General features: G+C 61.0%; 9 protein-coding genes. 8 read left to right on the forward strand and 1 reads right to left on the reverse strand.

Features of this window, described 5'->3' with window-relative positions:
• The first annotated feature begins 61 nt into the window (after positions 1-61).
• The 4 genes from GR212_RS21400 (at position 62) to fhuB (ending at position 6,542) form a co-directional block, all read left to right on the forward strand.
• A complete protein-coding gene (locus tag GR212_RS21400; protein WP_163989162.1) occupies positions 62-1,057 on the forward strand; it encodes a FecR family protein in 996 nt (331 codons plus the stop codon).
• Positions 1,058-1,207: 150 nt separating this feature from the next.
• The gene (locus tag GR212_RS21405) at positions 1,208-3,631 is read left to right on the forward strand and encodes a TonB-dependent siderophore receptor (protein WP_163989164.1); all 2,424 of its coding nucleotides are present in this window, start codon (positions 1,208-1,210) and stop codon (positions 3,629-3,631) included.
• A gap of 62 nt (positions 3,632-3,693) precedes the next feature.
• Positions 3,694-4,560 (forward strand): ABC transporter substrate-binding protein, encoded by an 867-nt coding sequence (locus GR212_RS21410; protein WP_163989166.1) that lies wholly within the window; start codon positions 3,694-3,696, stop codon positions 4,558-4,560.
• Positions 4,561-4,583: 23 nt separating this feature from the next.
• Entirely contained in the window at positions 4,584-6,542 is a 1,959-nt protein-coding gene (gene fhuB / locus GR212_RS21415) for a Fe(3+)-hydroxamate ABC transporter permease FhuB (protein ID WP_163989168.1), read from the forward strand.
• Between the two features lie 51 nt (positions 6,543-6,593).
• On the opposite strand, the gene GR212_RS21420 is transcribed toward fhuB, so the two are convergent.
• The gene (locus tag GR212_RS21420; RefSeq protein WP_163989169.1) at positions 6,594-8,267 is read right to left on the reverse strand and encodes a cyclic peptide export ABC transporter; all 1,674 of its coding nucleotides are present in this window, start codon (positions 8,265-8,267) and stop codon (positions 6,594-6,596) included.
• A gap of 482 nt (positions 8,268-8,749) precedes the next feature.
• Here GR212_RS21420 and GR212_RS21425 point away from each other — a divergent pair, with 482 nt between their 5' ends.
• The 4 genes from GR212_RS21425 (at position 8,750) to GR212_RS21440 (ending at position 13,780) form a co-directional block, all read left to right on the forward strand.
• A complete protein-coding gene (locus GR212_RS21425) occupies positions 8,750-9,259 on the forward strand; it encodes an RNA polymerase sigma factor (RefSeq protein ID WP_163989171.1) in 510 nt (169 codons plus the stop codon).
• Between the two features lie 76 nt (positions 9,260-9,335).
• Positions 9,336-10,283 carry a FecR family protein gene (locus GR212_RS21430; protein WP_163989174.1) on the forward strand — a complete coding sequence of 316 codons (948 nt, stop codon included), beginning with the start codon at positions 9,336-9,338 and terminating at the stop codon, positions 10,281-10,283.
• A 177-nt stretch (positions 10,284-10,460) separates the two neighbouring features.
• A complete protein-coding gene (locus tag GR212_RS21435) occupies positions 10,461-12,845 on the forward strand; it encodes a TonB-dependent siderophore receptor (protein ID WP_163989176.1) in 2,385 nt (794 codons plus the stop codon).
• Positions 12,839-13,780, forward strand: a complete 942-nt coding sequence (locus GR212_RS21440; RefSeq protein ID WP_163989178.1) for an ABC transporter substrate-binding protein — start codon at positions 12,839-12,841, stop codon at positions 13,778-13,780. Before GR212_RS21435 ends, GR212_RS21440 begins: the two co-directional genes overlap by 7 nt.
• Positions 13,781-13,783 lie beyond the last annotated feature (3 nt).

Genomic DNA, 13,783 nt, shown 5'->3' on the forward strand with positions numbered 1-13,783 from the left:
AAGATATGAGACGCGCATGGGAAGCCGTGTTCGCATGCTGCAGGGCAGGTGATTTAGGTCAATGGCAGACGATCGACAGCATTTACGCGACCAATCATTGATCGAACGGGAAGCGATTGCCTGGTTCACCCGCATGAACGGCAAGCCATCGCGGCAGGAGCAGAGCGACTTTCAACGCTGGCTGGAGGTATCCCCCGACCATCGGCGGGTCTACGACGAAGTGTGCGGCATGTGGCAGGATCTGGGATCGACCGCGTGGCTCGCGAAGGCGGGCGCGGACCCGGACCTGTCGGTCCCCCTGGAAAAGATCCGGCGCCTTCGGGATGGACGGAAAGTTGGGAAGATCGGACCGATTGTCGTCGGCTGTCTTGCTTTCCTCGTGGCAGGTTGCTGGTTCTGGTTGGAGCGGCCGACCCTTCTGCAGGACATGCAGGCGGATTTCGTGTCGCCGCGAGGCGAGCGGCGGCAGATCACCCTTGATGACGGGTCGCGTGTCTTGCTGGATGCGGACACAGCGATCGACGTTGTGCTGTCAGGCCCGGAAAGGCGAGTACGCCTGTTGCGCGGGACAGCCTTCTTTTCCGTCGTTCACACGGGCAAGCCATTTGTCGTCGAGGCGCAGAACGGTGAGGCGAGGGTCCTTGGCACCGAATTCGACGTCGCCATGAAGGAGGATCGCCAGGTCAGCGTTACGCTTGCGAGAGGCAGCGTCGAAGTCGGCATAAGCGGCGATACGCAAGACGTTCTGCTGAAGCCCGGGGAGAGCGTCGACTACGGCGAATCGGGAATCGGCCAGGTGCAGGAAGCCGTTATTCAGGACGAGATGGCCTGGCACGAGGGCCGGTTCGTGTTCAACAACGCGCGGCTCAGCAATGTGCTTGCCCAGATCGGTCGGTATCGGGATGGCAGGATTGTCGTCATCGGTTCGGCCATCGGCGATCTCAGGGTCAGCGGCAATATCACGCTTGACGACACGGACAAGGCCTTGGCTGCCGTTCAATCCTCCGTCGGCTTCCAGATGCACAGCTTCGGCAAACTGACGGTCGTGGGACCATAGGCGGTCGCTGAAGATCCGCCCGGAATTATTTCCATAAAATGTGAGGGTACGCGTTCCTCCCGCGCGATAGACACTATGAGGAGGCCGGCAAGAAGGGCTCGCCGGTTTCTCTCGCGTTTCGAATATAGCAAGGGCGGACGTATGAGGGGCATGACAACGAAAAGCAGGACCTTCGTCCTGCTTGCGGCAACGGTCTTGGCGGGTGTTGCGGAAAACAGCATAAGCTTTGGAGCCGCATGGGCGCAGGCTGTCGATCAGCGAACGCATAATTTCGACATTCCCGCAAAGCCGATCCGCCAGGCCATGAACGATATCGTTCGCGCAACCGGTATCAACGTCGTCTTTCCCGAAACTGCGGCCGCATCGACGATCGGTCGTCCGGTGCACGGTTCCATGAGCACGGCCCAGGCAATCGGCGCGCTTCTTGCCGGCTCCGGGTTGCAATATAATTTCACGAATGCAAATACGGTTACGATCGTCGGCGCCTCTCGCGGCGGCGGTGCCGGCACTTCATCCGACGCGACGACGCTTGCGCCGATCGTCGTCAAAGGCGCATCGGCAACCACCGAGGGGACCAATTCCTATGGCAGCGGTTATGCGAATGTTGCCGGAAAGGAAGAGGTCGCGCTCAAGGAAACTCCACAGTCGGTCTCGGTCGTTACGCGCAAGCGTATCGAGGACCAGAATCTGACGACGCTCGATCAGGCGATCGCCAACGCGACCGGAATGGTGGTGCAGCAGGCGGATTCCGACCGTCCCGCCTATTATTCGCGCGGCTTCCAGGTCAACACGATTCAGATCGGCGGCGTCCCGACGAATATTGCCTTGCCGACGTCGGCGCAGGATCTTGCCATGTACGATCGTGTCGAGGTTCTCAGGGGACCGGCAGGGTTGCTCAACGGGCTCGGTTCCCCCGGCGGCACCATCAATCTCGTCCGCAAGCTCCCGATGGACGAATTTCACGTTACCGACGAAGTCTCCGCCGGCTCCTATCGCAATCTTCGCAACGAACTCGACGTGACCGGTCCGCTGAACAGCGACGGCAGCCTGCGCGGCCGTGTCGTCGGGACGTTGCAGACCCAGGATTTCAAGGAGGACGACACCTACCGCCGGCTCGGGCAGATCTATGGCGTGCTTGAAGGCGATATAACGGACAATACGACGATCCGGGGAGGTGCCTACTACCAGGGCAGCCCCGCGCGGGAAAACTGGGTCGGCATCCCCGTGACGACCGACTACAAATTTCTGGATGCGCCCCGCTCGGCGTTCTTCGGCTCGCCCTGGAATAAAAGCACGTATAGCCAGACCGGCGCGTTCGTCGAACTCGAACATGAGTTCGACAACGGCTGGAAGACGAAGGCGACCCTCAACTACGCCCGCTACCAGAGCAACATCATCGCAAATTCGATCAACAGCATGGTCGATCCTTCCTCGTTGACGGCCAATATCGTTGCCAACAAGTGGGCTCAGGACGATCGGCAATACGGGCTCGACTGGTACACGACAGGTCCGGTTGACCTGGGTGGTCGCGAGCACAAGCTGACATTCGGCGTCAATGCCTCGCATGAGGACCTGGGACAGACGAATTATTACGGTCCCGCCGGCGACGAGTTCTATAGCCATACCGGGAGCATTTTCGACTGGGACGTACCCGAGCCGGATTTCCCGAATGTTTATGGCCGGCACACCCTGACGAACCAGTATGGCGTCTATGGCAATGCCCGGATCAGCCTTGCGGATCCCTTGACGCTGGTCGCGGGCGGACGGGTCATCTGGTGGAACAGCTCCTACAAGCCGAATGCCGATGAAAACTACTGGGGCGATACCAGCACGCACGACGACATCGGCCCCAAGGCCATTCCCTTTGCCGGCCTGATCTATGATTTGAACGACACCCTCTCCGTCTATGGGAGCTACGCCAAGATCTTTCAGCCCCAGGTCACGCGGGATGTGAGCGGTAACCTTCTGGCACCCGTGCAAGGTCAGCAATACGAAGTCGGCCTCAAGGGCAGCTTTCTGGACGACAAGCTGAATGCGTCGGTCGCCCTGTTCAGCCTGACGCAGAAGAACCGTGCGATGGCCGATCCCAGCGATCCCACCGGCTCGATTTACTTTGCTCAAGGCAAGGCGCGCGCTCAGGGGCTCGACTTCGAAATCTCCGGCCGGGTGACGGATCAGTGGAATGTCTTTGCGGGCTATACCTACACGAATACCAGGAACTATGACGACAGCAACAGCACGGACTACGTCGCGTTCAGCTCGATCGCGCCCCGTCACCTGTTCAAGCTGTGGACGACCTACACGTTGCCGAACGATCTCGACAAATGGACGATTGGTGGCGGTCTTTATGCCTCCAGCAGTTTCTACAATGAAGACTCCGGCGGAAAGCTGGTCGCGCCGGGTTACATGACGGCTTCGGCATCGGTGTCCTATAAGCTCAACGAGCACTACACGGCATCGCTGAGCGTCGATAACATCTTCAACAGGGAATATGTTCGGTCGATCAACAACACGACCACCGGCTTCTACGGCGATCCCCGTACCTTCCTCCTCAAGGTGAAGGCAACGTGGTAGGAACCTTCCGGTTCCCTTCAGCCACGTCTTCCAAACTAGGAAGACGTGGCTTCTTGCAGGCCATGGCGCTTGCATTTGCAGGCCTTGCTCCGGGGCATTCCGCGCGTGCCGCAAAGGCCGGTCTTCGGGTTGCGAGCCTGGATATCACGGCGACGCATATCGCCGTTTCGGCCGGCGCCAATTTGATCGCGGCGGCGTCTGCAGGCGGCTTTCGCGCCGGAAGCGCCGACCTCGTTCTGGACGCGGGCATTGTCGATATCGGACATCCGGCCGAACCGAATCTGGAGCTTCTGCAAAGCCTGCGTCCGGATTTGCTGCTCGCGGCATGGCCTCTCGCGGAGGACGCTCCGGTACGTCGCATCGCGCCCGCGCTGACATTGGATCTGTTCGGCAACGGCGACGACTGGCTCACCCGGATAGAGCGCGCGGTTCTTGCAACCGGCGAACGGGTCGGCAGCGGAGAAACTGCAAACGAGGCCCGTGCCGCCGCGGAACGGCAATTCAATGAAGCGAAACAGTCGGTCGCAGGCCGCGAGATTCCGCCGATCTATCTGGTCAATCTGAACCAGGATGGAGCCAGTCTCCTCGTCTATGGCCGCAACAGCCTGATGGACGCGGTGATGCAGCGGCTCGGCATCGGCAATGCGTGGGCTTCCGAAGCCGACATGTGGGGTTGGTCCCGTGCCGATCCGCAGGCTCTCATGGACCGTCCCGAAGCCACGATCATGCACCTCCAGCAATATTGGGAAGGGCCGGGACTGGCCATGCGCCGGCTGACCAGCGGGCCAATATGGAATGCCTTGCCGCAAATACGGACCGGCCGTTTTCGAATCCTCCCGCCGATCGATATCTTCGGCGGCCTGCCCAGTGCCGTGCGTTTCGCGGCACTGATCACCGGCACGCTCGATAGTCGCCAGACCGCCCGATGACGGACCGGGCGATGGTGGGAAAGGTGAAATCCAACCGTGCGGCGCTCGCGCTCATCGCTCTTGCGGTCTTGCTGTCTGTTTCAACTGTTTGCCGCATGGCTCGAATGCTATCGGCCTCAGCCTCCGGCGACACGACCTTCGCGGTGCTCGCCATCGAATTCCAATTTCTGCCCCGCATGGCGGTTTGCCTGCTGGCGGGCGCTGCCCTTGGGCAGGCAGGGCTCGTCATGCAACGGGTCTTGCGAAATCCCCTGGCCGAGCCGACAACGATCGGGGTGTCCGCCGGCGCGCAACTGGCGATCATGTCCGCTTCGCTGTTTGCGCCTTCCCTGCTCCTGTCGGGAAAGGAGTGGCTGGCCATTGCAGGCGGGCTTGCCGCCACCGGTCTGGCTTTCGCCGCGGCGAGCGCTGCGAGGTTCTCGCCCCTGGCGCTTCTTCTGTCGGGATTGGTCGTCGGCCTGTTGTGCAACTCCGTTGCCGGCATCCTGATGCTCTTTCGCTGGCAGTATCTTGGAGACTTCTTCTTCTGGAGTTCCGGCTCGCTGGCTCAGAACGACTGGTCGGCCATTTCGTACCTGCTGCCGCGCGTTCTCGGTTGCACCGCTGCGCTCCTGCTGTTGCTTCGGCCACTATCCGCCATGTCCCTCGGCGACGACGCCGTGCGTGCCCTGGGGCTGTCGGCACGGTCGGTCCGCTTGACGGCTTTGGCCATCGCCGTTCTGCTGTCGGCTTTCGTGGTCGCGGCCGCCGGAATGCTCGGTTTCGTCGGCCTGGCCGCTCCGGCGATCGCCAGGATGATCGGCGCGCGAACCTTCAGGAGACAGTTGGCCATGTCATCGGTCGTGGGGGGCTTGCTCCTGTGGAGCGCCGACGAAGCCGTGCAGTGGGCGGGAAGCCTCTGGCCCGGGATGCCGACGGGGGTCGCGACGGCGCTGCTGGGCGCACCTCTCTTGCTGTTGCTGCTTCGGCGAATACCGCATGGCCCGGCAAGTCCGGACAGTTCGCTTTATGCGTATCGACGGACCCGAAACCCTGCTTTCGTCCTCACCGGGCTAACGATCTTCTCGATCGTGCTCCTCTGGCTTGCCCTCGACTTCGGAAAAACAGCGGATGGCTGGGTGTTTGCTCATTGGGATGATTTCATGTCGCTGGCGACATGGCGCTGGCCCCGTGTTCTGGCGTCGTTCTTTGCCGGCGGCATGATCGCGCTGGCGGGAAGCATGATCCAGAAGACGACCGGAAACACCATGGCGTCGCCTGAAATCCTTGGGATATCCTCGGGCGCGGTGCTCGGCGTCCTCGCCATGTACATGTTTTTTGCCGCGCCAAGTCGAAGCGCCCAGATCGTCGGGAGCAGCATCGGTGCATTCCTGACCTTTGTCATCCTGGCCTTGCTGGAAAGGCGACGCTCCTCCTCGAATGGCGGGCTGCTGCTGACGGGGATCGGGATCGGCACGGTGTTCGGAGCGCTTGTATCGCTTCTGCTCGCAAGCGGCGATCCCAGGATGGGAGTACTGCTGCCCCTGATGACCGGCTCCACCTATCAGGTGACGGCATCGCAAAGTGAGGCAATCGCGCTTCTTGGCATCACGGGCTTCATCCTCAGCCTCGGATGCTCCCGCTGGCTGACGATCTTCTCCCTGGGCGAGCCCACAGGCTTATCGCTCGGCATGAACCTTGTGAACGTCAGAATATTGCTCCTGCTGCTCATTTCGGTGCTGACGGCGGCAGCCACCACGGTCATCGGGCCAATCAGTTTTGTCGGGCTGACGGCGCCGCATCTGGCATCGTTGCTTGGCTGCAAGGGGACGAAAAGCGAGTTGGCGGTTTCAGCCCTGGTCGGTGCCGTGGTGATGGTTGCGGCCGATTGGCTCGGGCGCAGCCTGGCATTTCCCTATCAATCGCCCGCCGGGCTGCTTGCAAGTGTGGTCGGCGTCGGATTTTTCCTGCTTGCCGCGCCTGCCCTCAAGGCGAGGCGATAGGTCTCGTGGCGGATGCGGGCATTGAAGAAAGCAGCGGGCTGAGCTTTGCCGTCATGGCACTTCCCCCTCGACCAGCCTCGGCCGCTGCACACGGTCATCCTCGACGATCCGGCCGTTTTCCATGCGCACGATGCGGTCTGCGACATGGAAGTAGCGGTCGTCATGGGAAATCACGATCAGCGTCCGGCCCTGTGCCTTCAGCTCGGGAAGCAGTTCCTCGTAGAAGACCCGGCGGAAGTCCGGGTCCTGGTCGGCGGCCCATTCGTCGGTGACGATGACCGGCCGGCGCTCCAGCCAGGCCTGGACAAGGGCGAGCCGCTTGCGCTGGCCGGTCGACAGGTCCGTCGTCGTGAAGTGGTCGTCCTGAAGCCTGACCTTGTGGGCGATGCCCAGCCGCTGCAGATGCGGTCCCGCCTCTTCCGGCAGGGCGCCGTAGACGAGGTCGTCGAACAGGTAGTAGTCCGAAAAGATCGTGGAGAAAAGCTGGCGATAGCGGTCGCGGTCCTCCGGCATTACCACGATGCCATCGTGCAGAAGCGAGCCTTGCTGCGGCATATAGAGCCCGAGCAGCAGCTTGATCAGCGTCGTCTTGCCCGAGCCGTTCTCACCGACGATGAACAGCAGCTCGCCGGCATGGATGGTGAAGTCGATCGGCCCCAGGATAAAGGGTGCGATATCGTCCCTGGCGGAAAAGGCATAGGTGACGCCGCGCAACTCGATCGACTGTATCGCCGGAATGGGGGCGTTCCCGCCGGTGTCTGCCAGGAGGGGGATATTGGGCTCATGCTGGTCGAGTTCGGCCGATAGCGCGGCAATCCGGGCAAAGGAAATCCGCGCCTGGTCGAAGACGGGCAGGGCGCCGGCGATCTGCTCGACCGGTCCCTTGACATAGAGCAGCACGATGACGGCGCCGCTGATCACGGCATTGTCGATGCCGAGCTGCTTGCGGCAAGCGAGGAGCAGCCCGATCATGACGAAGAAGACGGCTGAGCCGGCGGCGTCGGCAATCCAGTGCAGCCGCATGGCGCGGCTCTTCAGCGCGGCGATCCGGTCTGCGGCCCCCGACAAAAGGACGCCGAAGACGCGCTCCCGCCGTGGCCGGCTGATCTTCAGCTCCTTCGCCCCGTCGGTGATCGCCCGGTACTGCTTGTGCAGCTCGTCCTGGGCGACCCGCACCTCCTGATAGTCGCGGATCCAGGCGCGCTGGGAGATCATGTTGATGACGATGCCAAGCGCCAGCGAGACGACGGCCAGCAGAAAGACCACCGTCGACAGGGAAAGCAGATAGGCGAAGCTGCCAATGGTGATGGCGAGCGCGATCGCATAGCCCGAGAAATTGAAGGTGAAAGCCGAAACCGTATCGACATCGCCGGTCAGCACCGACATCAGCCGCCAGGAGCGGTGTGCCTCCAGCGCAGCGATCGGCGCGCGCAGGATCCTCGCGGAAATATCCTTGCGCAGGGCGGCGATGATCCTTTGGCCGAAGATGCTGTTGATCGCACCGGAAATCGCCGTGCCGGCGACGCTCAACACACACAGGCCGGCAAACCGGGCAAGCAGCGAAAACGAAATGGTGTCGCCGTCATGCAGGCCGGCATTGATCGTCGCCAACAGCCACGCTGTCGCCAGACCGCCCAGGATCCCGACCACCGTCGCGAACACAACCACCGGCCAGAACGGGCGCAGCAAGCGGAAAACGACGCCGAAAATCTTCTCCTGTTTCAATCGTCCATCTCCAAAATCATCGAGGGCGATCGCACGTCCCTATGTGTTAGACGAACCAGCGCGCGAAAATTGGAAAATAAAATCCGCGGGTTCATGAGATTTGTCTTTGCATGGGCCACAGGAGGTCTGGCCCATCGACACGCTGAATGGATCGCGACATCCGCGATATGGCCAATCACGCCTGTGTGGGGCACTGCGCGGCTAGCCTTCAAATGAGCCGCGCGGCTGGAGAGTTGTTGCGTATTAGTCACGGATCGGAACAAACGTTGTTTTTCGCGGCAGCCAAGTGATGCGGGCAATCCCGGATCACGGAGAGCTTATGCCATGAAAAAACATGATAATTCTAATCATATTTTGTCGAAACGACGGATTTCCATCCGATCGGCCCGCTTTTGAACTATTGCGGTGCCGGTCAATCCTGATTAGTCGCTGACTGCAGCGGGGTAGCAGGTGCAATATTTTCGCGTTGGCGGGAAGTGACTATGAGTTGGGATTTAAACGGTCTCTTTAGACGGCATGCCAAGGAAGTCGTACGCTTCCTGTGCCGGCGCGGCATGAACAGGGAAACGGCCCACGATCTCACCCAGGATGCGTTCGTGCGGTTGCTGTCCTATAATGGCCGCTCCGATCGCGGCCAAGGCAATCCGCGGGCGCTTCTTTTCCATGTCGCCCGCAATCTCAGCATCGATTTCTATCGGCGGGAGCGCTTGGTCCAATATGCCGACCTGACGGATGAAGAGTTTCTTGCGATTCCCGATCTCAGTCCTTCGGTCGAAACGATTGTCTACGATCAGCAGCGCCTCGCAATTACCGCCGCCGCGCTTGCTGAGCTTCCCGAACGCACCCGGCTTGCGTTCGAACTGCACCGGCTCGGCGATATGACGATCAACGAGGTTGCCGAGCAGCTCGAACTGTCGTCGACACGGACATGGGCGTTGATTCGGGAGGCTTACCACCATATTCGCCAGCGCCTGCAGGCTGCTACCGACTGACGTACGGATAAATTGAAGCGCTTGTTCGTTTCCATCTATAGTGTTCAACCGATCAGGCTTACCGACAAGACCAATCATGCAGCACGATATGGGAGATGACGATCGATTGTTCGAAGAGGCGATGAATCTCATCATCCGCCTGCAGAACGATCGCAGCAATCCCGTCGCGCTCAACATGATCCGCCATTGGCGCGCGCTGAGTCCGGCTCACGAGCGCACATGGGCGGAGGTGCTGGAAATCCACGCCATGTCCGGGAAGGTCCTTACGGATCAGTACCAGCTCGAATCCACGCCTGGGATTTCCCGACGCAAATTGATGCTCATGGGGACTTTGCTCGTCGGAACGGCGGCTGTCGGGGGGCTGCTCGGTCCGGGCCTCATTGCCAGAGCGAGCGCCGATTTCGCCACGACGACGGCCGAGATCAAGCGTGTTGCCCTTCCGGACGGGAGTATGATCACGCTCGGGCCGGACAGCGGGATCAAGCTGGCTTTCAACGACCGGCGACGCGACATACGACTGCTCTATGGCATGGCATTCGCAGAGGTTGCCAAGGATGCCGATCGTCCTTTCTCCGTCGGTGTCGACGAGATAACGGCAACGGCGCTTGGGACCGCCTTCGATGTCAGCGATGACGATGGCTTCGTGACGATATCGGTGGATCACGGTCTGGTGCAGGTCGATGCCTCGATAGTCGACCGGGCGCAACTTTCAGCCGGTCAATGGTTGCGGGTCGATACGAATGGGCGGCGTTTCGATCGCGGCACGCGCAACGCCGGACAAATCGCCGTCTGGCGCGATGGCATGATCGTTGCCGACAACGAGCCGATTTCAGCCGTCATCGCCCGGATCACCCGCTGGCAGGCCGGGAAAGTATTGATCGCCGACCCTGGTCTCGGGTCCCTTCCCATCAGCGGCGTGTTCGATCTCAATCAGCCGCTCAGGGCACTCGAAGCCGTCGTCCAGCCCTATGGCGGCAGGGTACGTCAAATTTCGCCGTGGCTCACCGTCATTACGAAAATCTGATTTTTTTCGTCAGGAAAAGAGAAAATCCATCAAACATGCTCGTCTCCATCGATAGGGCGGCAAATACCGAGCTTGACCAGGCAAAGCACGCTCTTTCGCATCTGTATCAATTGGAGTGGTTTAATGGGGCGTGGATTGGCTTTTCTGTTTCGGGGCAGGAATGGCGGCAGTGCAAGCTTGGCTGCGTTGATGGTGTCGACCATGTCGGTCGGCCTGGGTGTCATGCAAGTGGGTCCGGCGCTTGCGCAAACGACAGCCGCGATCAATTTCTCGGTGCCGGCGGGGTCGCTCGATCAGGCGCTTGCCGCCTTCGGCAGGCAGTCCGGCCTTCAGGTCACCTACACGCCGTCGATCACTGCAGGCAAGAAGTCGCCTGGCGCATCCGGACACCTCTCCCCGGATCAGGCGCTTGCCCGAATCCTCAAGGCGTCCGGCCTGTCCTTTTCATTCACCAATTCCACGACCGTCGCGATCTCGGCGGCAGCGGCAAGTGGCACCGTCAATAGCGCCGGTGCGACTGCCTTGGCGCCCATTGAAATCCGGAGCGGGAAGGAAAGCGCGTGGGGGCCGGTGAACGGACTGGTCGCGACGCAGAGCGCTTCGGGCACGAAGACCGATACGCCGCTTGCCGAAACGCCGCAGTCGATATCGGTCGTTTCCCGCAAGCAACTTCAGGACCAGGCTGTGCGCAATGTCGGAGAGGCGTTGCGCTATTCGCCGGGCGTGCTTGCGGAAGAATATGGCGGCACGGATTCGCGTATCGATCGCTACATGATACGCGGTTTTGCCAGCACCAATCCTTATCTGGACGGCCTGACCACCAACACCTACTACACGCTGCTGTCGCCGAAGATAGAGCCCTACGGGCTTGAGCGGGTCGAGGTGTTGAGCGGGCCGGCGTCATCGCTCTATGGCGCCAATAGCCCGGGTGGCCTTGTCGCCGCAGTCAGCAAGCGGCCGACCGATACGCCGCTGCATGAATTTCAATGGCAGGTCGGCTCGCCGAAAGGCGCATCGGGAGCCTTCGACTTCAGCGGGCCGGTCAGCGATGACGGAACTCTTCTGTATCGCCTGACGGGGATTGCCCGGGCGGCCGATACCCAGGTCGACCACGTCGACACCAAGAACTACTACATCGCGCCCGCCTTCACCTGGAAGCCGGATGAGGATACGACCTTTACCTTCCTCTCCAAGTTCCAGCGATCGAACGATGGCGGGTTGGTGCAGAATCTGCCGGCATTGGGTACGCTTTATGGCGCGCCGTTCGGCAAAATTCCAACCAGCCTGTTCATCGGGGAGCCCGATTTCAACGATATTACCCGCTCCAGCAGGTCGGTGGGCTATTCGTTCGAGCATCGCTTCAACGATGTTTGGACGGTGCGCCAGAATTTTCGCTATTCCTATACGGATACGGACATCCAGGAGATCGGGACGTCGGGGTTCATTCCCGGAACCACGCAACTCAACCGCTGGACCTTGGGCGCAAACGCCAATCTTCACGACCTCGCGGTGGATACGCAGGCGCAGGCCAAGTTCGATACCGGGCCGCTCGATCATACGCTTCTGTTCGGTGTCGATTACATGCGCTCGCACAGCCGTTGGTCTGAGAGCGACGGATCGGCGTCGCCCCTCGATGTGCTTGCTCCGGTCTACGGCCAGCCGTTCACCGTGCCGGCGGTCGATTTCGCGACCGACGACCATGTCCGGCAGACGGGGGCCTACGCGCAGGATCAGGTTGCCTTCGGCAATTGGCGCGTTTCCGGTGGGCTGCGTTACGACTGGGCAAAGACCAGCGACATGGACCTGGTTTCGGCCGGCAATCCAACCGTCGAGAATGACGACAAGAAGCTGACCGGGCGCGTCGGCCTCCTCTATCTCTTCGACAACGGCATTGCTCCCTACTTCAGCTATTCGACCTCGTTTCAGCCGACGCCCGGCCTGAATTCGACGACCGGCGACGCGTTGAAGCCGACGACCGGCAAGCAATACGAGATCGGCGTGAAGTATCAGCCGTCCGGCTACAACAGCTACATGACGGTTGCCGCCTATAATCTCGAGCAGACCGATGTGACGACCACCAATCCCGGCCCGCCGGTCACCTACGAGCAGACCGGCGCCATCCGCATGCGTGGTTTCGAAGTGGCAGGGGTCGCCGATCTCGACAACGGCCTGAAGCTGATCGGGAACTACACCTACAACAACGGAGAGATCACCAAGGACGACGATTCCTCCCTGCGTGGGAACCGGCCGAAGGACGTGCCGCAGAGCATGGCCAGCCTCTGGCTGGACAAGACCATCGAAAGCGGCGCAGCCGAGGGGCTCGGGTTCGGCGCAGGCGCGCGCTATGTGGGCAGCCGTTACGGCGATAACGCCAATATGCTGAAGATCCCGGATTATTTCCTCATCGATGCTTCCGTCCACTACGATTACAAGGATTGGCGTTTCGCGCTCAACGGCACCAATCTGTTCGACAAGAAATATGTCGGCACCTGCGATGACGATACGTTCTGCTACTATGGAGAGCGCAGAGCGGTACTGGGCACGATTTCGGTAAAATGGTGATCCGGGACAGGTCCTCCCTCGGGAGTGCTCGACAGGCAGATGGTGGGCCGGGAAACCCGCTGACGCGCCGGCGATTTATCGCCGGCGCAGCCGCATCTCTTGCCGGGTATCCCCTCGCATCGAAGGCGGCGGCGGCAGAGCGCAAAATCGTCTCTCTGAACTGGGCGATCAGCGAGACGCTCTATGCCCTCGGCATCAAGCCGATCGCCGCCGCCGAGACGGCGTCCTATGACCTGGTGGTGGGGCAGCCGAGGACACCGGCCGCGACCGTCGACGTCGGGCTGCAAGGTGCGCCGAATTTCGAATATATCGCCCAACTGTCTCCCGACATCATCCTCATCCAGACCTGGCAGGAATCGTTGCGGGCGCCGCTCGAGCGATGCGCGCCCGTCGAAACCATTGGCATCCATACCGGGGAGGGGGATGTCTATCGGCATGCCTGCGACGCGGTCCGCAAGATCGGAGCCTTGACCGGACGGGCAGCCGAATCGGAAGCATTTCTTGCAGGCGTCGAAGCCAGGTTCGCGTCGTTGCGAAAGAATGTTCAGGCCCGGTCGGTGGCTCCGCTCTATCTCGTGCAAATGATAGACGACAACAACCTGACGGTTTTCTCGCGGGGAAGCCTGTTCGATGCCGCTCTTTCCAAGCTCGGTCTCATCAATGCATGGCAGGGCGAACCCACTTTGCTGTGGGGTGGGTCCGTCGTCGGCATCGAGCAGCTCGCGGCAGATCCCAAAGCCGGAATAATGCTCATCGATTCCCCCGGGCTCGCGCCGGAGGAAGCCCTGACGAAGAGCCCCTTATGGGCGACATTGCCGGCGGTTCGATCGGGTCGCTTTACCAGGATCCCGTCATTCTGGGGGTTTGGAGCGCTGCCGACATCAGTCCGTTTCGCAGAGACGGTCGCGTCCAGCCTCGAAAGCCTCTTCGGGTGATTG

It is taken from the genome of Martinezella lusitana (assembly GCF_010668395.1).
Lineage (GTDB): Bacteria > Pseudomonadota > Alphaproteobacteria > Rhizobiales > Rhizobiaceae > Rhizobium > Rhizobium lusitanum_A.